The organism is Lentzea albida (assembly GCF_900111005.1).
In the GTDB taxonomy this organism is placed as follows: Bacteria; Actinomycetota; Actinomycetes; order Mycobacteriales; family Pseudonocardiaceae; genus Lentzea; species Lentzea albida.
In genome coordinates, this window is record NZ_FOFV01000014.1 from 107,099 (window position 1) to 127,170 (window position 20,072).

General features: G+C 69.9%; 24 protein-coding genes. 13 read left to right on the plus strand and 11 right to left on the minus strand.

Going from position 1 to position 20,072, the window contains the following annotated elements:
* Window positions 1–32: 32 nt before the first annotated feature.
* Both BMY74_RS30080 and BMY74_RS30085 read right to left on the minus strand, forming a co-directional pair.
* Complete coding sequence (locus tag BMY74_RS30080) at window positions 33–677, minus strand: response regulator transcription factor (RefSeq protein WP_089921867.1); 645 nt, start codon at window positions 675–677, stop codon at window positions 33–35.
* Complete coding sequence (locus BMY74_RS30085; RefSeq protein WP_245786435.1) at window positions 668–1,792, minus strand: sensor histidine kinase; 1,125 nt, start codon at window positions 1,790–1,792, stop codon at window positions 668–670. Before BMY74_RS30085 ends, BMY74_RS30080 begins: the two co-directional genes overlap by 10 nt.
* 163 nt (window positions 1,793–1,955) lie before the next feature.
* Here BMY74_RS30085 and BMY74_RS30090 point away from each other — a divergent pair, with 163 nt between their 5' ends.
* The gene (locus BMY74_RS30090; protein ID WP_089921869.1) at window positions 1,956–2,597 is read left to right on the plus strand and encodes a DedA family protein; all 642 of its coding nucleotides are present in this window, start codon (window positions 1,956–1,958) and stop codon (window positions 2,595–2,597) included.
* Between the two features lie 328 nt (window positions 2,598–2,925).
* Here the strand turns inward: BMY74_RS30090 and katG are convergent, their stop codons facing one another.
* The 3 genes from katG to BMY74_RS30105 all read right to left on the minus strand — a co-directional run bounded on the left by katG (window position 2,926) and on the right by BMY74_RS30105 (window position 7,072).
* Window positions 2,926–5,157 (minus strand): catalase/peroxidase HPI, encoded by a 2,232-nt coding sequence (katG, locus tag BMY74_RS30095; RefSeq protein WP_089921870.1) that lies wholly within the window; start codon window positions 5,155–5,157, stop codon window positions 2,926–2,928.
* Window positions 5,158–5,175: 18 nt separating this feature from the next.
* Window positions 5,176–5,610 (minus strand): Fur family transcriptional regulator, encoded by a 435-nt coding sequence (locus BMY74_RS30100; protein WP_089922019.1) that lies wholly within the window; start codon window positions 5,608–5,610, stop codon window positions 5,176–5,178.
* A 67-nt stretch (window positions 5,611–5,677) separates the two neighbouring features.
* The gene (locus BMY74_RS30105; protein ID WP_089921871.1) at window positions 5,678–7,072 is read right to left on the minus strand and encodes an aminotransferase-like domain-containing protein; all 1,395 of its coding nucleotides are present in this window, start codon (window positions 7,070–7,072) and stop codon (window positions 5,678–5,680) included.
* A gap of 22 nt (window positions 7,073–7,094) precedes the next feature.
* Between BMY74_RS30105 and BMY74_RS30110 the strand changes: the two genes are divergently transcribed.
* Window positions 7,095–8,027, plus strand: coding sequence for a DMT family transporter (locus BMY74_RS30110; RefSeq protein WP_218159786.1), 933 nt, complete (start codon window positions 7,095–7,097; stop codon window positions 8,025–8,027).
* Window positions 7,991–8,569 (plus strand): DUF6939 family protein, encoded by a 579-nt coding sequence (locus tag BMY74_RS30115; protein ID WP_089921873.1) that lies wholly within the window; start codon window positions 7,991–7,993, stop codon window positions 8,567–8,569. The genes BMY74_RS30110 and BMY74_RS30115 overlap by 37 nt, the downstream gene beginning before the upstream one ends.
* Here BMY74_RS30115 and BMY74_RS30120 read toward each other — a convergent pair.
* Window positions 8,518–9,702, minus strand: a complete 1,185-nt coding sequence (locus tag BMY74_RS30120; protein WP_143091754.1) for a Shedu immune nuclease family protein — start codon at window positions 9,700–9,702, stop codon at window positions 8,518–8,520. The two genes, BMY74_RS30115 and BMY74_RS30120, sit on opposite strands and share 52 nt — an antisense overlap.
* A gap of 35 nt (window positions 9,703–9,737) precedes the next feature.
* Here BMY74_RS30120 and BMY74_RS30125 point away from each other — a divergent pair, with 35 nt between their 5' ends.
* From BMY74_RS30125 to BMY74_RS30135, 3 genes are all read left to right on the plus strand, one after another.
* A complete protein-coding gene (locus tag BMY74_RS30125; RefSeq protein WP_143091755.1) occupies window positions 9,738–10,073 on the plus strand; it encodes a hypothetical protein in 336 nt (111 codons plus the stop codon).
* A 103-nt stretch (window positions 10,074–10,176) separates the two neighbouring features.
* Window positions 10,177–10,524, plus strand: coding sequence for an MmcQ/YjbR family DNA-binding protein (locus tag BMY74_RS30130; RefSeq protein WP_089921876.1), 348 nt, complete (start codon window positions 10,177–10,179; stop codon window positions 10,522–10,524).
* Complete coding sequence (locus tag BMY74_RS30135; protein ID WP_089921877.1) at window positions 10,521–10,880, plus strand: VOC family protein; 360 nt, start codon at window positions 10,521–10,523, stop codon at window positions 10,878–10,880. Before BMY74_RS30130 ends, BMY74_RS30135 begins: the two co-directional genes overlap by 4 nt.
* Window positions 10,881–10,883: 3 nt before the next feature.
* Here BMY74_RS30135 and BMY74_RS30140 read toward each other — a convergent pair whose 3' ends face one another.
* Window positions 10,884–11,732: a class A beta-lactamase-related serine hydrolase gene (locus BMY74_RS30140; RefSeq protein WP_218159787.1), complete on the minus strand. Its 849-nt coding sequence runs from the start codon at window positions 11,730–11,732 to the stop codon at window positions 10,884–10,886.
* Between the two features lie 149 nt (window positions 11,733–11,881).
* Between BMY74_RS30140 and BMY74_RS30145 the strand changes: the two genes are divergently transcribed.
* From BMY74_RS30145 to BMY74_RS30155, 3 genes are read left to right on the plus strand one after another with little or no spacing between them, the layout of a single operon-like run.
* Entirely contained in the window at window positions 11,882–12,304 is a 423-nt protein-coding gene (locus tag BMY74_RS30145) for a hypothetical protein (RefSeq protein WP_089921878.1), read from the plus strand.
* Window positions 12,305–12,357: 53 nt separating this feature from the next.
* Window positions 12,358–12,519, plus strand: coding sequence for a helix-turn-helix transcriptional regulator (locus BMY74_RS30150; RefSeq protein WP_089922021.1), 162 nt, complete (start codon window positions 12,358–12,360; stop codon window positions 12,517–12,519).
* Window positions 12,519–13,463 (plus strand): NAD(P)-dependent alcohol dehydrogenase, encoded by a 945-nt coding sequence (locus BMY74_RS30155; RefSeq protein WP_089921879.1) that lies wholly within the window; start codon window positions 12,519–12,521, stop codon window positions 13,461–13,463. The genes BMY74_RS30150 and BMY74_RS30155 overlap by 1 nt, the downstream gene beginning before the upstream one ends.
* Here BMY74_RS30155 and BMY74_RS30160 read toward each other — a convergent pair.
* A complete protein-coding gene (locus BMY74_RS30160) occupies window positions 13,421–14,602 on the minus strand; it encodes an amidohydrolase family protein (RefSeq protein WP_089921880.1) in 1,182 nt (393 codons plus the stop codon). The genes BMY74_RS30155 and BMY74_RS30160 overlap by 43 nt on opposite strands.
* Window positions 14,603–14,640: 38 nt before the next feature.
* Window positions 14,641–15,276 (minus strand): GTP cyclohydrolase II, encoded by a 636-nt coding sequence (ribA, locus tag BMY74_RS30165; protein WP_089921881.1) that lies wholly within the window; start codon window positions 15,274–15,276, stop codon window positions 14,641–14,643.
* A 92-nt stretch (window positions 15,277–15,368) separates the two neighbouring features.
* Here ribA and BMY74_RS30170 point away from each other — a divergent pair, with 92 nt between their 5' ends.
* From BMY74_RS30170 to BMY74_RS30185, 4 genes are read left to right on the plus strand one after another with little or no spacing between them, the layout of a single operon-like run.
* The gene (locus tag BMY74_RS30170; RefSeq protein ID WP_089921882.1) at window positions 15,369–15,779 is read left to right on the plus strand and encodes a 6-pyruvoyl trahydropterin synthase family protein; all 411 of its coding nucleotides are present in this window, start codon (window positions 15,369–15,371) and stop codon (window positions 15,777–15,779) included.
* The gene (locus BMY74_RS30175; protein ID WP_218159788.1) at window positions 15,733–16,728 is read left to right on the plus strand and encodes a glycosyltransferase family 4 protein; all 996 of its coding nucleotides are present in this window, start codon (window positions 15,733–15,735) and stop codon (window positions 16,726–16,728) included. Before BMY74_RS30170 ends, BMY74_RS30175 begins: the two co-directional genes overlap by 47 nt.
* On the plus strand, window positions 16,725–17,504 hold the full coding sequence (locus tag BMY74_RS30180; RefSeq protein ID WP_089921884.1) for a class I SAM-dependent methyltransferase: 780 nt from the start codon (window positions 16,725–16,727) through the stop codon (window positions 17,502–17,504). The genes BMY74_RS30175 and BMY74_RS30180 overlap by 4 nt, the downstream gene beginning before the upstream one ends.
* 1 nt (window position 17,505) lies before the next feature.
* On the plus strand, window positions 17,506–18,468 hold the full coding sequence (locus tag BMY74_RS30185) for a lysylphosphatidylglycerol synthase transmembrane domain-containing protein (RefSeq protein WP_089921885.1): 963 nt from the start codon (window positions 17,506–17,508) through the stop codon (window positions 18,466–18,468).
* Here the strand turns inward: BMY74_RS30185 and BMY74_RS30190 are convergent.
* Both BMY74_RS30190 and BMY74_RS30195 read right to left on the minus strand, forming a co-directional pair.
* Window positions 18,382–19,077 carry a creatininase family protein gene (locus BMY74_RS30190; RefSeq protein ID WP_089921886.1) on the minus strand — a complete coding sequence of 232 codons (696 nt, stop codon included), beginning with the start codon at window positions 19,075–19,077 and terminating at the stop codon, window positions 18,382–18,384. The genes BMY74_RS30185 and BMY74_RS30190 overlap by 87 nt on opposite strands.
* Complete coding sequence (locus BMY74_RS30195) at window positions 19,064–20,047, minus strand: zinc-dependent alcohol dehydrogenase (RefSeq protein WP_089921887.1); 984 nt, start codon at window positions 20,045–20,047, stop codon at window positions 19,064–19,066. Before BMY74_RS30195 ends, BMY74_RS30190 begins: the two co-directional genes overlap by 14 nt.
* Window positions 20,048–20,072 lie beyond the last annotated feature (25 nt).

Genomic DNA, 20,072 nt, shown 5'->3' on the forward strand with positions numbered 1-20,072 from the left:
GTGGGCGCCCGGTGTCCTGGGCAGCTCCTCCCTCAACTCCCCAAGTAGCGGACGACGGCCATCACGCGGCGGCTCAGGCCGGACGAGCCGGAGAGGCCGAGCTTGTCGAAGATCGCGTTGATGTGCTTCTCCGCGGCGCTCTGCGAGATGTGCAGCGTCTCGGCGATGCGCGTGTTCGTGAGGCCCTGCGCCATCAGTTCGAGCACGTCCTTCTCCCGTGCGGTCAGCGTGTCGAGCGGGTCGACGTGTGTCGTCCTGGTCAGCAGCCTGCGCACGACCTCCGGGTCGAACGCGGCACCACCCGCCGCGACCCTCTCGAGTGCCTCCAGGAACTCGTCGACCTGCGCCACCCGGTCCTTGAGCAGGTAGCCGACCTTGCCGCCGGTGCTCGTCATCAGTTCGGTGGCGTAGCGGTTCTCGACGTACTGGGAGAGCACGAGCACGCTGACCTCCGGCCACCGCTCGCGGATCTCCAGCGCGGCGCGCATGCCGTCGTCCTTGTGGTCCGGTGGCATCCGGACGTCGGTGACCACCACGTCCGGCCGGTGTTCCCCGGTGGCCCTGAGCAGTTCGGGTGCGGTGCCGACAGCGGCCACGACGTCGTGGCCCTCCTCGGTGAGCAGGCGGATCAGCCCCTCGCGCAGCAGCGTCGAGTCCTCGGCCAGGATCACTCGCACGGCACCCTCGCGTAGATCGTGGTGGGACCGCCTTCGGGACTGGTCACCTCGAACTCCCCGTCCACCGCCCTGACCCTCCTGGCCAGCCCCGACAACCCGCTGCCGGCCGGGTCGGCGCCGCCGACGCCGTCGTCCCACACCATGACCGTGATGCCCTTCGCGTCCGGCCACACCGAGATCTCGACCACCGAGGGGTCCGCGTGCTTGGCCGCGTTGGTGACCGCCTCGGACACCACGAAGTAGATCACCGTCTCCAGCGCGGTGCCCGGCGACGCCTTGAGCTCGTTGCTGATCTCGACCCGCACGCTCGACCGCTCGGCCAGCACCTCCAGCGCCGCGTCCAGGCCCGCGTCGTCGAGCACGGCGGGGTAGACCCTGGTCGCGACCTCCCGCAACTCGTCGATCGCCTCGCCCGCCGTGTCCTGCGCCTGGTCCAGCAGCTCCTGCAACTGCTCCTCGCCCTTCGCCCGCCGCGCCCTGCCGATCAGCATCCCGAGCGCGACGAGCCGCTGCTGGACGCCGTCGTGCAGGTCGCGCTCGATGCGCCGCCGCTCGTCGTCGATCGCCTCGATCACGCCCGCCCGCGTGCTGGTCAGCTCGGCGACCCGCCGGCGCAGCAACGCCTGCTGGTTCGTCCCGAGCATCTCGGTGGCGAGCCACCTGTCGAGCGCCGCCACCCCCACGACACCGGCCGTCGTCACGAAGACGGCCAGCACACCGGGGACCGCCACCAGCCCGATCAGGTCCAGGGACACCCGGTCCCCGTCCTCGACCAGGCCCCAGTCGCCGTCGAACAGCCACGCCGTCACCATCGAGATCGCGACGGCGTACCAGAACGCCAGCATCAAGATCACGCCGGCGCCGAGCCCGCCGACCAGCCACCGCACCGCGAGGTAGCGGCGGCATCTCGTGCGCGTCAACGGGTTCGTGTGCACGGCCCGGTCGAACAGCGCGATCCTGCGCAACTCGTACCCGGTCTGCCGGACCGCGCCCGCACCGCTGATCGCGGCGGCGAGCCCCAGCAGCCCCGTCAGCGACCCGATCGCGAGCCCGAAGAGCATCCGGAACCAGCCCCGCACCAGCGAACCCGCACCGAGCTGCCCTTCCTGATGCACGTTCGCCACCGTACCGACCGGCACACGCCCCGGCATTGCGGTTTACCGCAATATCGGCCTGCGGTTTCCCACACCATTTCCGACGGACAACCTCATGGTCCCGAGCCTTCCCCCTTCCTAGCGTTGATCCCGAGCGATTCGTCCACACAGGAGGGGAAGTCGAATGCTGGCTGACTGGGCCGTTTCACTGATGGAGTCGCTGGGAGGCGTGGGCGCCGCCGTGGTCGTGGGCCTCGACAACCTGTTCCCGCCCATACCGAGCGAACTGGTGCTGCCCCTGGCCGGCTTCTCCGCGAGCAAGGGCGTGTTCAGCCTGTCCGAGGCCCTGTTCTGGACCACGCTCGGCTCGGTGGCCGGCGCCGTGATCGTCTACTGGGCGGGTCTGCTGCTGGGCCGTGACCGAACCCGGGCCCTGGTGGCCCGCATCCCGCTGGTCCGCGTGACCGACTTCGACCGGACAGAAGCCTGGTTCGCCCGCCACGGCACGAAAGCCGTGTTCTTCGGCAGGATGGTGCCGCTGTTCCGCAGCTTCATCTCCCTGCCCGCGGGCGTGGAACGCATGAACCTCCCGAAGTTCCTGCTGCTCACCACTCTCGGCAGCCTGATCTGGAACACCCTCTTCGTCGGGGCGGGCTACCTGCTCGGCGAGAACTGGCACCGCGTCGAGTCCTACGCGGGCATCTTCCAGAAGCTCGTGATCGCCGCCGTCGCCGTCGCCGTCGCGCTCTTCGTGATCACCCGGCTGCGCCAGCGCACGAAGGGCGACCCGGAGGCGACCGCGGTGTTACCCCGCGTGCGGCGGTGAAGCCCGGTGCGCGGGCCGGCCGGGTTCAGCGGCTGCGCCACTCCTCCCGGAGATCGCGGGCGGCTTCCCGTGTCGCTCGCGCACCGGGGCCGGTCGCGGCATCCGCGGCCGTGCACCTCGTCCGCCGCGTGGAGGTCCTGCCGCACTGCGGAAGCAGCTCGGCCTACCCGCCCCGCGCCACCAGGAGTCCGAAGTGGACATACGAACCAGTCCATCGCTCTCGTCTTCGGAGCGGGGTCGTGATGCCCGGCCTCCGAGCCCCACCCCCGAACGCGAAAGCGCCCCAGGCCGGGGAACCGGCCTGGGGCGCCTGGAGAACGCGCTGAGGTCAGAGACCCGCGTGCACGTCGTAGCGGTCCGCGTTCATCACCTTGTTCCACGCGGACACGAAGTCCGTGACGAACTTGGAGGAGGCGTCGTCACTCGCGTAGACCTCGGCGACGGCGCGCAGCTCGGAGTTCGAGCCGAACACCAGGTCGTTGCGGGTGGCGGTCCAGCGGACGGCACCGGTGGCGCGGTCGCGGCCCTCGAAGTTCTCCTGGTCCTCGGTGACCGACTTCCACTCCGTCTCCATGTCGAGGAGGTTGACGAAGAAGTCGTTGGTCAGCGTCTCCGGCTTGGCCGTGAGGACACCCGCCTGCGAGCCGCCGTGGTTGGCGCCCAGCACGCGCAGGCCGCCGACGAGCACGGTCATCTCGGGGGCGGAGAGGCCGAGCAGGTTGGCCTTGTCGATCAGCAGGTACTCCGACGGCAGCGGGTTGGCCTTGCTGCCGAAGTTGCGGAAGCCGTCGACCTTGGGCTCCAGGACGGCGAACGACTCGGCGTCCGTCTGCTCCTGGGTGGCGTCGGTGCGGCCCGCGAGGAACGGCACCTCGACGTCGTGGCCCGCGGCCTTGGCGGCCTGCTCGATCGCCGCGGCGCCGCCGAGGACGATCACGTCGGCCAGCGAGACCTTCTTGCCGCCGGTCGCGGAGCTGTTGAACGCCTCCTGCACGCCTTCCAGGGTGCGCAGCACCTGGGCGAGCTGGTCGGGCTCGTTGACCTCCCAGCCGCGCTGCGGCTCGAGGCGGATGCGGGCACCGTTGGCGCCGCCGCGCTTGTCGCTCTGGCGGAACGACGAGGCCGAGGCCCACGCGGTCTTCACGAGCTGCGAGATCGAGAGGCCGGACTCGAGGATCTTGGCCTTGAGCGACGCGATGTCGGCGGCGTCGATCAGCTCGAAGTCGCGCACCGGCAGGCGGTCCTGCCAGATGAGCTCCTCCTGCGGCACCTGCGGGCCGAGGTAGCGCTGGATCGGGCCCATGTCGCGGTGGGTCAGCTTGAACCACGCACGGGAGAAGGCCTCCGCGAACGCCTCGTGGTCCTCGGCGAACCTGCGCGAGATCGGCTCGTAGATCGGGTCGACGCGCAGCGCGAGGTCCGAGGTGAGCATCATCGGCTGGCGGTTGAGGGTGCCGTCCTCGGGGTCCGGGACGGTGTTGGCGCCCGCGTCGCCCTTCGGCTTCCACTGGTGCGCGCCCGCCGGGGACTTGGTGAGCTCCCACTCGAACTCGAACAGGTTCTTGAAGAACAGGTTCGTCCACTTGGTGGGCTGCTGCGTCCAGGTCACCTCCAGGCCGGAGGTGATGGCGTCACGGCCCTTGCCGGTGCCGTGCGTGCTGACCCAGCCGAAGCCCTGCGCGTCCATCAGCGAGCCCTCGGGCTCGGAGCCCACGAGCGACGGGTCGCCCGCGCCGTGCGCCTTGCCGAAGGTGTGGCCACCGGCGATGAGGGCGACGGTCTCCTCGTCGTTCATGCCCATGCGGCCGAACGTCTCGCGGATGTCGCGGGCGGAGCCCAGCGGGTCCGGGTTGCTGTTCGGGCCCTCGGGGTTGACGTAGATCAGACCCATCTGGACGGCCGCGAGCGGCGTCTCGAGTTCGCGCTCACCGCTGTAGCGGGAGTCGCCACCGAGCCACTCGGTCTCCGGGCCCCAGTAGACGTCCTCGTCCGGCTCCCACACGTCCGCGCGGCCACCGGCGAAGCCGAAGGTCTTGAAGCCCATGGTCTCCAGGGCGCGGTTGCCCGTGAAGATCATGAGGTCGGCCCAGGAGACCTTGGCGCCCCACTTCTTCTTGACGGGCCACAGCAGACGGCGGGCCTTGTCCAGGTTGCCGTTGTCCGGCCAGCTGTTGAGCGGCGCGAAGCGCTGCATGCCCGCGCCGGCGCCACCACGGCCGTCGTGGGTGCGGTAGGTGCCCGCGCTGTGCCACGCCATGCGGATCATGAACGGGCCGTAGTGCCCGAAGTCCGCGGGCCACCAGTCCTTCGACTCGGTGAGCACGGCGTCGACGTCGCGAGCCAGCTCGTCGAGGTCGACGGTCAGGAACTCCTTGCCGTAGTCGAAGTCACCGCCCATGGGGTTCGCCTGGACGGGGTGCTTGCGGAGGATCCGGAGGTTGAGCTGGTTCGGCCACCAGTCTCGGTTGCTGCCGCCCTCGCTCGGGTGGCTGCGCCGGCTGTGAGCCACCGGGCACTCACCCTTCGACTCGCTCACCTTGGCGTCAGTGCTGTCGGACACGGGAATCCTTCCGGGTGTTCAGGAACTTTTCGCGGCGGTCGTGCACTCGGGGCAGGAGCCCCAGTAGATGACCTCGGCCTCGTCGATGACGAACCCGTGGTCGTCGGATGCGTCCAGGCAGGGCGCGTGGCCGACCGCGCAGTCGACGTCGGCGATGGCACCGCAGGATCTGCACACGACGTGGTGGTGGTTGTCCCCGACGCGCGCCTCGTAGCGGGCGACCGAGCCCTGGGGCTCGATCTTGCGCAGCAGGCCGGCTCCGGTCAGTGCGCGGAGCACGTCGTACACGGCCTGGTGGGAGACCGCGCCGAGGTTCTGACGCACGACGCCGATGATCGAGTCCGTGTCGGCGTGCGGGTGGGAGTGCACCGCGGACAGCACGGCCATCCGCGGAGCCGTCACCCGAAGCGACGCTCCACGCAACATGCGCTCGAAATCGGAAGTCGTGGGCACGGACGCCACACTGCCGTCTTTTCTGGATTGAGTCAAGTTAACGAACGATGCAAGTCACCCGATCCGGTCACCGCCGCACGGCGGACACGGCCTCGGCCAGCCGCCGGACACCCTCGGCGAGCACGTGCTCGGGCGCGCCGCCATAGGTCAAACGGAGAAAGCTGCCCGGTGGTTCAGCGGCGAACCACGGTCGTCCGGGGAACACCACGACGTCCCGCGCCGCGGCCGCCGTCGTCAGCTCCAGGTCGTCCACGCCCTCCGGCAACGCCGCCCACAGGTGCAGGCCGCCGGACGACCTGGCGATCTCGAACTCGGGCAGGTGCTCGCCGATCGCCCGCGCCAGCGCGTCGCGGCGGGACCGCAGCGCCTGCTGCAGCGTGCGGAGGTGCCGTCGCCAGGCCGGGGACGTCACGAAGTCGATCGCCGCGTCCTGCAACGGCCCCGCGACGTACAGGTCCTGCCGGGACCGCGTGTTCTTGAGCCGGGTGCCCGCCGGTCCGCGCGCCCCGATCGCGGCGACGCGCAGTCCGGGCGCGGCGACCTTGGTGAGCGAGCGGACGTGGACGACGTGGCCGTCGGTGTCCTGCGAGACCAGCGTCGGCGGCGCGGTGCCGTCGATGGTGAAGCCGCGCGCCCAGTCGTCCTCGACCAGGAACGCGCCCACGCGGCGGACGATCCGCATGACCTCGGCGCGACGCTCGTCGGACAGCACGGCACCGTGCGGGTTCGCGTGCAACGGCTGGCAGTAGAAGACCTTCGCGCCGGTCCGTTCGAACGCTGCCTGCAACAGGTCGGGCCGCACGCCGTCCTGGTCCGCGGGCACGGGCACGACCTTGAGTCCCGCGTCCCGCGCCGCGGCGATCGCGCCGAGGTAGGTGGGCGACTCGACGAGCACGGCGTCACCCCGGTCGCCGAGCCCGCGGAACACCGTGGCGAGCGCCTCCTGGGCGCCCGCGCACACCGTGATGTCCCCGGCCCTGAGCTCGCCGCCGGCCTCCTTCGCGAACCACGCGCGCAGCTCCTCGCGACCCTCGACCGGCACGCGCCCCCAGCTCGCGGGCCGGCGCGCGGCACGGGCGAGCGCCGCCCCGAGCGCGTCGGTGGGTTGCAGCTCGGGGTCGAGGTAGCCGCTGGTCAGTGGGATGGCCTCGGGCTTCGGCACGGCGACCAGGTTCGCCACCAGGTCCTCACCCGGCCGGCCCTCGCCGAGCGCGACGGCCTGCCACGAGAGGTCGTGGCCCGGGGTGGACGCGCGCGAGGCGACGAAGCTGCCCCGGCCGGGCCGCACCTCGACCAGCCCTTCGGCGGCCACCCGCTGGATGGCCTGCTGGACCGTCGCGGGCGAGGCCCGGTGCCGCGCCATCAGGTCGCGCACCGAGGGCATCCGGTCACCGGCGCGACCGGCACGTGCCGCCGCTCTCAGGTCCTCGATAACGCGAGCGGCTGCGTTATCCTCATTCATGAGAGCCAAGAGTAACGTTATCGTGCCAGCGGGGGTAACACTCGGCGCGCTCGGCGTCCTGGGTTTCAGCTTCTCCCTGCCCGCGACCCGGCTGGCGGTGGCAGGTCTGGACCCGTGGTTCGTCGCGTTCGGCCGCGCACTGGTCGCCGGCGTCCTGGCCATCGCCTACCTCGCGTTATCGCGCGCGCCCCGCCCGACGGTGACACAGCTCCGCCGCCTGGTCGTCGTCGCGATCGGCATCGTGATCGGCTTCCCGCTCTTCACCTCCCTGGCCCTCACCACCCAGACCTCGGCCCACGGCGCCGTCGTGATCGCCGTCCTCCCCATGTCCACGGCGATCTGGGCGGTCCTGCGCGCCTCGGAACGCCCGCCCCTCGCGTTCTGGCTCTCGAGCGGCGCCGGCCTGCTCGCCGTCCTGGCGTTCGTGGCCACCGGCGGCGGCCTCTCCGGCTCGCTGGGCGTCGCCGACCTCTACCTCTTCGTCGCGGTTGTGCTGTGCGGCTTGGGATACGCCGAAGGAGGCGCGCTGTCCCGCGAGCTGGGCGGAGCCAGGACCGTCTGCTGGGCCCTGGTCGTCTCCCTGCCCGTGACGATCCCGATCTCCTTGTACACAGCGGACTTCTCCCGCGCCGACGGCGTCGTGTGGCTCAGTTTCGCCTACGTGGCCCTGATCTCGATGTTCCTGGGCTTCTTCGCCTGGTACGCGGGCCTGGCCGCGGGCGGTGTCGCCAAGATCGGCCAGATCCAGCTGGCGCAGCCCGTCCTCACGCTGCTGTGGTCCGCGGCGGTGCTGGGGGAACCGGTCGGCTGGCCCGCTCTGGTCACGGCGGCGGTCGTGCTCGTCTGCGTGGTGCTGACCCAGCGCAGCCGCGTGCCGGGCGGCCCGGAATTGTCAGACCCCCCTGCCATGCTCGAACCATGCCCGTCGAAGTCGCGAGCAAGCGACGCAAGGTGAACCGCCCGGACGCCGTGGTCGTCGACGTGACCTCGCGCGGTCCTGAGCCGTGGGTGCGCTTCAGCCCGTTCTTCCCGCACGGCGGCATCCCGGTGCCGTTGTCACCGGGCGTGACGAGCGAGTCGGTCGAAGGTCTGTGGCAGGCGCTGAAGGTCTTCGAGGATGAGGACGTCGGCCCGGCGAAGCTCGCGGTCACGTCGATGAAGGGCCTCAGGCGCACGGTGCGCCGCCTCGGCCCGGTGCGCGGGCATCGGGCCGGCATCGAAGGCGACCACCTGCTCGACTACCCGACCCGCCGGGAGATCTACTTGCCGGCGTACCGCTGGGTTCTGGAGCACCGGGTGCGAACCGAGGTGGCGCAGCTGCGCGAGCTGGCCACGTCGGCCGATGTCGTACTGCTCGACTACACGACGAACGGGGACGTGGAGGATCTCAGCAGGCCGCTGTCACACGCCGCGCTGATCGTTGATCATCTGATGGACCGCGGCGGTCAGCGCGCGTCCAGAGCCAGCGTGCGCTCCGCTGACTCGATCAGTTCCTGATACGTCATCACCTCGATGCGGCTCAGGGTCGCGTTGTACGTGCGAAACGCACCGGAGATCTCTTCGGCCGTGTAGGGACCTCGGACGAAGGACGGGTGTCCGATCAACACCGTTGCGAAGGACCGGCGGCATTCGATCCCGTGTTCCGTGAGGATTCGCTCGCGGTTCTCGTCCAGTGAACGGAGGTAGTTCGCGACCTGGGTCATGGCCCGGTGAACATCGATCCCGACTGCGGGATGGGAGCGCGGTTTCTCGATCAGACCGGGGACGTCGGCCTTCTTCAGCTCAACGACGTGCAGTGCTCCGTCCCCGCGCAGCAGCGGGATGTCGAGCTCGTCGCCGGGTGCCAGCCGGCGACGTGACAGTTCCTCGACGTAACGACCACCGAAGATCCACGTCTGCTGCTTGAGCTCATCATGGATGTCCTTCTCGCTGCTACCAGGACTTTCCACGACCGACCGGAGACGATCGAGGGCGGTTTTCCGACGATGCCACTGGACGGCTTGGGCCAGTGCCTCAGCACCGGGCACATCGGCGAGTTCCTCTGCGAGCTCTTCGGTGAGGTGTTCTCGCGTCCCTGGGTCTTCCGCGAGCACGAGCTGAATCCGGCTGAACCAGGTCAGGGAGTCCGGAATGTTCCTCGGCAACTTCACACCACCGAGCCGGTCCTCTCCGATCTTCCACCGCTCCATCACTCTGGACACGTCACGCATCCAACGCCGGGCATCGTCGGCGGTCGCGTCCGGGCGGTGTCTGGTGAACTCGGTGAGCAGTTCGGTGCACCTCTGCAGGCCGATCTGGAGCATCGAACGCATCATCTGCTCGCTGGACTCTTTTGTGCCCGGCTCGTAGAAGTGTTCGAGAAGAGTCAATGGTATTTCGCCCGCCGCGTACTCGGCGAAGTCCGTCAACCGATTGCTGATCTCGGGCTCATCTGCCTGGCCGGCGGCGAGCGCAGCCGCCTTCAAGTGGGTCACGAGCGGTTTGCCGCGGTGGTAGGGCGGACCGTCACCAGAGCCGGCCGTGATGAAGGCGATCGCGTCATCGAGGTGCTGACCCACCTCGGAAGACCTGGTCATCGCCTTGGCTTCCTTGAGGAATTGCAGGAGCACGAAACCGGATCGGTAATTCACGCATCGAGTGTGGCACGGGCGATACGGTGTCGTTCGTGACTGACGAACTCGGGCGCGAGATGCGTGCGTTGCTCTCGAAGATGAGCGGATATCCGATCGGTGAATCCGACTACGTCTCCTACTTCGTGAACGAGCACGGAGAGCGACTGGTGTTCGTGCGAGGTCGGAAGAAGAAGACGGCGGTGCTGCTGCACTCGGACCTGGGGTGGGAGCCGAAGCAGATCGCTGGCCCGCCGACCAGCGGAGGGGCGAACAAGGATCTTCCTGCCGGAGTTCGGCGCTTCTTCGGCGACGTGCCGGTCGCGGGCGACATCATCCTCAACCACCCGGAAGCCCTGTGGCTCAAGGCGTGCCTGATGGCGACCGACTAAGGCTGCCCTGGTTGGTCACCGTGATCGTGGTGGCACGAGAGCGGACCGGCCGCCTCGCGATGCCCGATTTATACTTTCCGCTCTTCGGCTTTGGGGGTCGGTTGTGGCGACGACGAACAAGCAGCTCTTCAGGATCGTGGACGGGCTCGCCGAGGCGACGCGCTCGTCGGGGCAGCAGTACGACACGTTCCGCGTGCGCGGCAAGGTGTTCGGGTACTACTGGCCCCGCACGCAGACGGTCGGGTTGAAGCAGACGCTGTCCGAGCAGCTGGCCCTGGTGGCGGAGCGGCCCGACGTGTTCGAGGTGCAGTTCACGGCGGGCGGGTTCGGCTGGGTCGTGGCGTACCTCGAGGGCGTCGAGGCGGACGAGATGAAGGAACTGGTCTTCGAGGCGTGGCGGTTGTCGGCTCCGGAGGAGCTGATCGCCCAGGTGCCGGACCTCGCGCGATGACCAGGGTCAAGTTCGAGCTGCCCGCGGACGACCTGGCGCGGGCGACGGCGTTCTACCGCGACGTGTTCGGGTGGTCGGCGCAGCGGTTGCCGTTCGACTACGTGCTCGTCGACTCCAGCGGGAGGCCGGTCGACGTCGCGGACGCGGACGGCGGGATCTCGCCGCGCAGCGAGTTCGTGCAGGGGCCGGTGCTGATGATCGACGTGCCGAGCATCGACGAGGTGGCGCGGAAGGTCGAGGCGGCCGGTGGTGAGCTCCTCAACGCCAAGGAGCGCGTCGGCGACTTCGGGTTCTCGCAGTACGTCAAGGACAGCGAGGGCAGCGTGCTCTGCCTGTGGGAGTCGATTCCGGGCTGACGCTCAGCGGAACAGGATGCGCGTGATCTCCGTGTCCGTCTCACGACCCTCGTCGTAGGCGCCCTCGCCCCGGAGGTCGTTCATGATCGCGAGTGTGTACCGCTCGTCCTTCCCGACGAACCCGACGGAGTTCATGACCCAGCCGCCGTCCTCCTCCGACCAGCCGTTCTTCGCGCCGGAGTCGGGGCCCCAGACACCCCACTGCTGCACCGGGCCGACGTCACGCATCTGCCCGACGATGTAGTCGCGGTCGGCGGCGGGCACGGCGTCGAGGACGTGGTTCATCAGCCGGTCGAGGTCGTTCGCCGTGCACTTCTCGAAGCCCCAGTAGGGGAACGTGGACGAATACCCCTTCTGCGGCACCAGGTCGGTCATCCCGTACTTGGCGAACGCCGCGTTGAACGTCGTGCCGTTGTACTTCTTCCACAGCGAGTCCGCCGCGTCGTCATCGGACGTGTGCAGCATCGCGCTCATCAGCGTGCGGTCGCCGGCGCTCAGCGTGATCTTGCCGGCGCGGTGGCGTTCGAGCAGGTTGACGACCATGGCGAGCTTGATCGTCGAGGCCGTCCACGTCAGGTCGCCCGCGTGCTCGTTGCGCCAGACCACGCCGGTCTTGCGGTCGCGCAGCACGAAACCGACGGATCCGGGCCTGGTCTCGGCGTAGTCCTCGGCGGCTCTGATGCGCTTCTGGAAGTCGCACTCGAACCCGCTGTCGGGCAGCGGGCAGACCTCGGGCGTCGCGACGAGGGGCGCCGCCGCCGGCGTGTGCGCGGCGGCGGGTGGTTCCGCCGTCACTGCGTGACCGCAGGCCGTGAGGGCGAGCGCGCACGCGACGAGCATCGGACGGAGCATGCGCGGCACGCTAACGGGTCCGATCGGACGTAGTCGACCGCCATCCGGCCGCCGCGGCCGTGCTGGCACCGAGTCAAAGATGTTTGACACGGTGTCTGGTTCGCTTTACCTTGGTGATGTCAGGTTTCTTTGACATCAGGAGCGGGACCATGGCGTTCGAAGAGAAGCGGGCGTGGGCGTTGGCGGTCATCTCCGTGGTCGGATATGCCTTGTACGTCGTGCTTGTGGTGAATGGCGCGGCGGGCAGACCGCTCGTGAATGCGCCGTACGTCACACCGATGCTGTGGACGATCGGGCTCGGCGTCGTCGCCGGCATCGTGTCGGGCATCTGGTTCGGCATCGCCGCGCGCAACGACGGCCTGCAGGCCGACGAGCGCGACCGCGAGATCGGCCGGATCGCCGACAACATCGGCCAGTCGTTCGTCGTCATCGGCGGCGTGTCCGCGATGGCGCTGGCGATGATCGAGGCCCCGCACTTCTGGATCGCGAACGTGCTCTACCTGTGCTTCGTGCTGTCCGCGGTGCTCGGCTCGCTGGCGAAGATCGCGCTCTACCAGCGGGGAATGCTGTGAAACCGACGAAGGTCACGAACTCCATCCGTGCGCTGCGGTTCGCGCACGGCGAGATGAAGCAGGCCGACCTCGCCGCGGCCGTCGGCGTGACGCGGCAGACGCTGATCGCCATCGAACAGGGGAAGTACTCGCCCTCGCTGGAGGTCGCTTTCAAGATCGCGCGGGCGTTCGGGGTGTCGCTCGACGAGGTGTTCCAGTACCCGGAGGAGGACTGATGAAGGCTGTCGTGCAACGAAGATACGGATCGGCGGTGTTCGGTGAGCTCGCTGTGCCTGTGCCTCGGGAGGGCGAGGTTCTGCTGGAGGTGCGGGCGGCGGGCGTCGACATGGGCGTCTGGCACCTGCTCGAGGGCAAGCCGTACGTGGTGCGGATCCTCGGGTTCGGGTTCCGCGGACCGAAGTCGCCGGTGCCGGGACGGGACGTCTCCGGCGTCGTGAAGGAGGTCGGGCCGGGCGTCACCGCGTTCGCGGTGGGCGACGAGGTGTTCGGCACGTGCGAGGGGTCGTTCGCCGAGTACGCCGTCGCGCCGGTCTCGCGGCTGGCGCGCAAGCCGGAGGGGATCTCGTTCACCGAGGCGGCCGCGGTGCCGATCTCGGGAGGAACGGCGCTGGAAGGACTGCGCGGAGTCCGGCCCGGACAGCGGGTCCTGGTGCTCGGTGCGGGCGGCGGCGTCGGCTCGTACGGCGTCCAGATCGCGAAAGCCCTGGGCGCGCACGTGACCGGTGTGTGCAGCACGACCAAGGTCGAACTGGTGCGGTCACTGGGCGCCGACGAGGTCTTCGACCACACGGTCGCGGACTTCACCGGCACGTACGACCTGATCCTGTCGTGCGGCGGGGCCAGGCCGTTGTCCAGGCTGCGCCGGGCGACGGTCGCGGGCGGCCGGATCGTCCTGGTCGGTTCCGAGGACGGGGGAGCGGTCACGGGCGGGTTCGAGAAGTCGCTGGCCTCGGTCCTGCAGAACCCCTTCATCAAGCAGAAGTTCGTCCCGCTGGTGGCGCGCGAGCGCGCCGAGATCTTCGACGAACTGCGCGTGCTGGTCGAGGCCGGCCGCGTGAAACCCGCCGTGGGCAAGGTCTTCCCGCTGTCCGAGGCGCTGGACGCGATCGACCACGTCTACTCGCGACGGTCGGCCGGCAAGACGGTCGTCGCGATCTGACCACCGATCACCACGGTCGTCACGTGGTGCAACGCCGTGATGTCCCGCATGGGATCTCCTTGCACGGCGATCACATCCGCGTCCCATCCCGGCTTCAGCGCGCCCTTGGTGACCCCGCAGGCCCTGGCCGCCCCACTGGTGGCGCTCGCCAGCACCACCGAGTTCGGCATCCCGGCCTCGACCATGTCGCCGAGGGCGTGGGCGGTGATCCCGTGGGCCTTGCCCGCGCCGATCCCGCCGTCGGTGCCGGAGACCGCGCGCACGCCGTGGTCGTACATGCGACCGACTGCGTTGATCTTGGCCGCCAGGCTCATCCCCATGCGCTCGAACGCCTCCCTGATGTGCGGGGGCGGCGTCTCCGTGGAGCCGAGCGTGTGGCAGACGGCGATGTCGGCCTCGGCCAGCGCGTCCATCAGGTCGACGGGGACCACCATGGCCCCGCCGGACAGGCACGTGCAGTGCTCGATGCCGTCGACGCCCGCGGCCACGGACCGCTGCACGGCCGCGAGGCTGTGGGCGTGGGCGGTCACCGGGAGGCCGAGCGAGTGGGCCTCCTCGACCACCACGCGCAGTTCGTGCTCGGTGAACTGGCAGTCGTCGACGATCGTGCCGGGGGTCGCGAACCCGCCGCTGGCCATGACCTTGACGACGTCGACCCGTCGCTCGGCCCGTTCCCGCACGGCCGAGCGGAGCGCCTCGTCGCCGGACGCCTCACCGCCCATCGACCAGCAGTGACCGCGCGGGCTCGTGATGGGCGGGCCGGAGGCGAGGACGCGCTGCCGGTGCCGGTCTCGCTGGTCCACCACGGCCCACGCGCGGTCGCCCAGGTCGCGGACGGTCGTGACACCGGCCCTCAGCTGCCGGTCGAGGCCGTCCGCGATCACCGCGTCGAGGTGTTCGGAGGTGAACTCGGGCAGGCGGTCCAGCGCACCGTTCTCGCTGTCCGCGCACAGGTGCACGTGGGTGTCGATCAGTCCGGGCAGGACGGTCGCGGTGCCGAGGTCGGCGACCTCGGCACCCGCCACGTCGGGGTGGCCGCGCTCGACGGCCCTGATCTTCCCGTCCTCGGTGACGACCGTGACGGGACCCGCGATCGACCGCTCACCGTCGAACGCGCGCGCAGCCCGCAGCGCCAGCATCGGCCCAGTCTGAGCCCCGCGTGCCGGCAAAGCAACGGTCAGCGGGCGTGCGGCAGCGTCGTGAACCCCTCCACCTGGGGCAGGTCGTGCCCGAGCCGGTCGCGCTTCGCGGTCAGGTACGCGATGTTGTGCTGGTTGGGCTTCATCAGCGACGGCACCCGCGCGGTGACCGGGATCCCGTGGGACTCGAGCGCCGCGATCTTGTCCGGGTTGTTCGACATCAGCCGCACGGACTGCACGCGCAGGTGCTTGAGCACGCGCGCCGCCGGGGTGTAGTCGCGCACGTCGACGGGGAGCCCGAGCGACGTGGCGGAGTCCAACGTGTCCAGTCCCTCGTCCTGCAGCACGTGCGTGCGGATCTTGTCCACCAGCCCGATGCCGCGGCCCTCGTGGCCGCGCAGGTAGACGAGGATGCCGCTGCCCTCGCGCACGATCGTGTTCAGCGCGGCGTCGAGCTGTTCCCCGCACTCGCAGCGCATGGCCCCGAAGATGTCGCCGGTCATGCACTCGGAGTGGATGCGCACCAGCACGTTCTCGCGCAACTTCGTCTTGCCGTGCACGAGAGCCATGTGTTCGTGGCCGTCCGCGCGGAACGCGACTGCGCGGAAGGTGCCACGCCGTGTCACCAGATCGGACTCCGCCACGTCTTCGTCGTTGAAGGCCTGCTCGAACATCTCCGGTCCCCTTGTCGCCAGGCGCCTTCCGAACGTGCAGCTACGCTCGGATGGAGGTCGCACCGTAACCCGACCGCACAGCGGAGGTCATCCTGTTCAGCATCACCGTCCGCGATCACGTGATGATCGCCCACAGTTTCCGCGGCGAGGTCTTCGGTCCAGCGCAACGTCTGCATGGAGCAACGTTCCTGGTGGACGCAACGTTCAAACGGACTGAGCTCGATTCGGACAACATCGTCGTCGACATCGGACTCGCGACCCAGGAGCTCAGCGGCGTCCTGGCGGAGTTCAACTACCGCAACCTGGACGAAGAACCGCAGTTCGCGGGCATCAACACGTCCACGGAGTGGCTCGCGAAGCACATCGCCGACCAGCTCGCGGACAAGATCTCCGCGGGTGCCCTGGGTGAGGGCGCTCACGGGATCGATGCGATCGCCGTCACACTCCACGAGTCGCATGTGGCGTGGGCGAGCTACGAACGTGCACTTCGTCCTTCCGGCTGACGTCGCGGACCCCGGCAGTCCCAGCGGCGGCAACGTCTACGACCTGCGTGTGAGCGCGGGCCTGGAGCGTGTGCTCGTCGCTGGTGACTGGCCGCGTCCGAGCGACCCCACCGCGTTGGAGCAAGCGCTTGCGGCCATCCCGCGGGGAGACGTCGTGCTCCTCGACGGTCTCGTGAGCTGCGGACTGCCTGAAGTCGTCGTTCCCCACACGCGCAGGCTGGAGATCGTCGTGCTCGTCCACCTGCCGCTGGCGGACGAGACCGGCCTCGACCCGGCGACCGCCGCGTTCCTGAACGAGAAGGAGGGCCAGGTCCTGCGGGCCGCGAGCGCGGTCGTCGCGACCAGCCCGACGGCCGCGCGGGACATCAGGACGCGGCACGGGCTCGACCACGTCCACGTGGTCGTCCCGGGCACCGATCCGGCGCCGCTCGCGCACGGCACGGACGGCGTGCACCACCTGCTCTGCGTCGCGTCCATCACACCCCGCAAAGGCCACGACCTGCTGGTCAGGGCGTTGCGGAGGATCGACCGCGACTGGCGGCTGACGTGCGTGGGCCCGCACCGGCCGTTCCTGCGCGAACTGCCGCACGACGACCGCGTCAGCTTCCCCGGCCCCCTCGCCGGCGAGGCCCTGACCAGCGCGTATGTGGGTGCGGACCTCTTCGTCCTGGCCTCCCGCGCCGAGACCTACGGCATGGTCGTCACCGAGGCCCTCGCGCACGGTCTGCCGGTCATCGCGAGCGCCGTTCCGGACGCCCTCGGCGACGGCGGACTGCTCTTTCCCACCGAGGACGAAAATGCATTGGAAGCTGCACTAACGCGCTGGTTTGAAGATCAACAATTCCGGTCGGAGTTGCGTCGCAAAGCGCTCGCGCGGCGGGCCGTTCTGTCCACTTGGGACGAATCCACAGAGGACCTGCGGAGGGTGCTGGCTACGCTCCGGCCATGACCTTCTCCCCGGAATGGCTGGCACTGAGGGAAAACGCCGACGCACGGGCGCGCTCGACCGAGCTCGTGGACACCCTCCGCGAAACTCTGGTGAACCGAACCCCCCTGACCATCCGTGACCTCGGGTGTGGAACGGGATCGATGGGACGATGGCTCGCCGGCAGGCTCGGCGGCGTGCAGCACTGGGTGCTGCACGACCGCGACCCCCGGCTGCTCGGGCTGGCGGAGGCCGGCATGAGCGCCTTCGAGAACGTCACCGTCGAGACGCGTGAGGGCGACCTCACGTCCCTCGAAGCCTCCGACCTCGCGGGCGCCGACCTCGTCACGTGCTCCGCGTTGCTCGACCTGCTCACCGCCGAAGAGATGAACGAACTGGCCATGGCCTGCGTAGAAGCTCATGTGCCCGCACTGTTCACGCTCTCGGTGGCAGGCCGGATCGAACTGGATCCGGCCGAGCCGCTCGACGCCGCCTTCCAGGACGCGTTCAACGCCCACCAGCGTCGCGTCGTGGACGGGCGCCGTCTCCTCGGGCCCGACGCCCCCGCCGCCGCCGAAGAGGCGTTCGCGGCGGCAGGCGCCTCGGTCCGGACGGCTCAGAGCCCCTGGCGCATGAACGCCGACGCCCTGCAGCGGGAATGGCTGCGGGGCTGGGTCGGTGCCGCGGTGGAGCAGGAACCCGCACTCGCCGCCGAGGCGCCCGAGTACCTGCGTCGCAGGTCAACGGCCTCCGCGGTGGTCCACCACGTCGACCTGCTGGCACTACCGGGAGCTGTGTGAGATGAAGAAGTTCTGGCCGTGGCTCCGACTGCTGCTGGCGGTGGGCATCCTGGTGGCCCTGGGCGTGCGCCTGGGCACCGGTGCCTTCCTCGACGGACTGCGCGCGATCGACGCGTTCTCCGTGGCCGCCGCGCTGGCGATCGGGCTCGTGACGACGGTGCTCAGCGCGGGTCGCTGGGTCCTCGTCGCGCGCCGCCTCGGCCTGCCGCTGACGTTGAAGACCGCCGTCGGCGACTACTACCGCGCCCAGCTCGTCAACGCCGTGCTGCCCGCCGGCGTGCTCGGTGACGTGCACCGCGCGGTCAACCACGGCCGGGAGTCGGGCGACGTCGGACGGGGCGTGCGCGCCGTGTTCTTCGAGCGCACCGCCGGCCAGGTCGTGCTCATCGGGATCGGGCTCGCGGTGCTGCTCACGCACCCCGCGCCCGGCCTCGACCTCGCACCCGACGGCACCACCGTCGCGCTCGTCCTCGCCGGTCTGGTCGCGCTCGTGGTCGTCGGCTGGCACATCCGGCCGGTGCGCAGGGCACTGGTCGACACCCTCGCCGACGGCATCAGGCTGCTGTCGTTCAGGACCTGGCCCGCGGTTCTCGGGCTGTCGGCCGCCGCGGTCGCGGGCTACGTCGCGCTGTTCCTGGTGGCCGCCCGCGCCGCCGGGTCGGACGCGACGACCACCCAGCTCGCGCCGGTCGTCGTGCTGGCGCTGCTGATCATGGCGATCCCGGTCAACATCGGCGGGTTCGGCCCGCGCGAGGCGTTCCTCGCGGTGGCGTTCGGCGCCGCCGGTCTGGGCGCGGCGCAGGGCTTCACCACGGGCATCGTCTACGGCGTGCTGGCGCTCATCGCCGCCCTGCCCGGCGCGGTCGTGCTGTTCCTGTCACGCCGTCCGAGGACCGAACAGGTCGAGGTAGTGGCGGAACGAGTCGGCCAGACCCGCGAGCAGGAGCTCGCCCTTGCGCGCTGACGCGAGGGACGGGCGCCCGACGACACCGGACCCGGTGTACGGCGCCAGACCCAGGGTGAGCATGTGCCGCCGGTCCTCCGCCAGGTGGTCAGAGGTTTCGTAGCCGGGACGGATGAGATCGGGGTGCGCGTGCAGCAGGATCGAGGTCTCCAGCTCGCCGGCGTGCATGTCGCTGTAGGCCGAGGTCTCGATGCCCGCCTTCTCCCGCGCGAACGCCCAGTCGTCCCGTCCGGGGAACAGCGCCAGCCCTTCACCCTCCTGCACGACGTTCGACAGCACGTAGTTGCCGCCGTGGCCGTTGACCAGCACGACGTGCTCGACACCGTTGCGCCGCAAGGACTCCGCGATGTCCTCGACCACTGAGATCAACGTGCGCGCGGAGATGCTGACGGTCCCCGGCCAGTCGGCGTGCTCCTGCGAGCACGAGAACTGGATCGGCGGCAGCAGCCGCACCTCGGGGTACCTCGCGGCGATCTCCGACGCGATGGTCCACGCGATCACCGAGTCCGTGGCGAGCGGCAGGTGCGGGCCGTGCTGCTCGGTGCTGCCGACCGGGAGCACGGCCACGCTCCTGCCCCGGACGTCGACCGTGGTGTCACTCGGGAACATGGGCCTGACCGTAGTCAATCCGGTGGCACAGCGCAGGAATCGTGCCGTCGGCCAGCCGCGGCATCACGTCCGGGAGCTCCTCGAACGCGCTGTGGCCCGTGATCAGCGCGTCGAACCTGGCGTCGGCCAGCAGGTCCAGCGCGACGGCCATGCGTTCGGCGTAGGTGCGGTCCGGGCGGCCGACAGCGCCGACCTGGCTGCTGCGGATCGTGAGCCGGCGCGAGTGGAAGAACTCGCCGAGCGGAACCGAGATCTTCCGGTCGCCGTACCAGCTGAGCTCGATCACCCGGCCTTCCGGCGCGAGCAGGTTCAGCGCGGTGGTGAGGCCGGGTTCGGTCGCACTCGCGTGGAACACCAGGTCACAACCGTCGAGGGCGTTGCCCGGCAGGGCGAACCCGACGCCGAGACCGCGGGCGATCTCCTCCCGTGCCGGATCCGCGTCCACGAGCTCCACGCGGGCGCCGGGGAACGTCGCCAGCACCGCGGCGATGCTCGACCCGACCATGCCGCCGCCGACCACCGCGATCCGGTCGCCGACCAGCGGACGCGCGTCCCACACGGCGTTGACCGCGGTCTCCACGGTGCCCGCGAGCACGGCGCGAGCGGCCGGAACCGCCTCCGGCACCGGCGTGACCGAGCTTTCCGGCACCACGTAACGGGTCTGATGTGGATAGAGGCAGAACACCGCGCGCCCGCGCAGGTGTGCGGGTCCGTGTTCGACGACGCCCACGTTGAGGTACCCGTACTTGACCGGCCACGGGAAGTCGCCCTCCTGGAAGGGAGCCCTCATCACCGCGTACTGGTTCTCCGGGACACCGCCGCGGAAGACCAGGGTCTCCGTGCCCCGGCTCACGCCCGAGAACAGCGTGCGCACCTCGACCTCACCCGGACCCGGTTCGGCCAGTGCGACCTGCCGAACCTCCCCGTTTCCGGATTCATTGAGCCAAAAGGCACTCGCCGTACGTGTCACTCACAACACCTCCGCCGCACGAAGT

Excerpts from the sequence above, each read along its gene's own strand:
- BMY74_RS30150 (WP_089922021.1), top strand. The coding sequence starts at position 12,358 with ATGAAGCAGGCCGACCTCGCCGCGGCCGTCGGCGTGACGCGGCAGACG.
- BMY74_RS30160 (WP_089921880.1), bottom strand. The coding sequence starts at position 14,602 with ATGCTGGCGCTGCGGGCTGCGCGCGCGTTCGACGGTGAGCGGTCGATC.
- BMY74_RS30090 (WP_089921869.1), top strand. The coding sequence starts at position 1,956 with ATGCTGGCTGACTGGGCCGTTTCACTGATGGAGTCGCTGGGAGGCGTG.
- ribA (WP_089921881.1), bottom strand. The coding sequence starts at position 15,276 with ATGTTCGAGCAGGCCTTCAACGACGAAGACGTGGCGGAGTCCGATCTG.
- BMY74_RS30140 (WP_218159787.1), bottom strand. The coding sequence starts at position 11,732 with ATGCTCCGTCCGATGCTCGTCGCGTGCGCGCTCGCCCTCACGGCCTGC.
- BMY74_RS30105 (WP_089921871.1), bottom strand. The coding sequence starts at position 7,072 with ATGAATGAGGATAACGCAGCCGCTCGCGTTATCGAGGACCTGAGAGCG.
- BMY74_RS30190 (WP_089921886.1), bottom strand. The coding sequence starts at position 19,077 with ATGTTCCCGAGTGACACCACGGTCGACGTCCGGGGCAGGAGCGTGGCC.
- BMY74_RS30155 (WP_089921879.1), top strand. The coding sequence starts at position 12,519 with ATGAAGGCTGTCGTGCAACGAAGATACGGATCGGCGGTGTTCGGTGAG.
- BMY74_RS30135 (WP_089921877.1), top strand. The coding sequence starts at position 10,521 with ATGACCAGGGTCAAGTTCGAGCTGCCCGCGGACGACCTGGCGCGGGCG.
- BMY74_RS30175 (WP_218159788.1), top strand. The coding sequence starts at position 15,733 with ATGTGGCGTGGGCGAGCTACGAACGTGCACTTCGTCCTTCCGGCTGAC.
- BMY74_RS30115 (WP_089921873.1), top strand. The coding sequence starts at position 7,991 with ATGCCCGTCGAAGTCGCGAGCAAGCGACGCAAGGTGAACCGCCCGGAC.
- BMY74_RS30180 (WP_089921884.1), top strand. The coding sequence starts at position 16,725 with ATGACCTTCTCCCCGGAATGGCTGGCACTGAGGGAAAACGCCGACGCA.
- BMY74_RS30185 (WP_089921885.1), top strand. The coding sequence starts at position 17,506 with ATGAAGAAGTTCTGGCCGTGGCTCCGACTGCTGCTGGCGGTGGGCATC.
- BMY74_RS30145 (WP_089921878.1), top strand. The coding sequence starts at position 11,882 with ATGGCGTTCGAAGAGAAGCGGGCGTGGGCGTTGGCGGTCATCTCCGTG.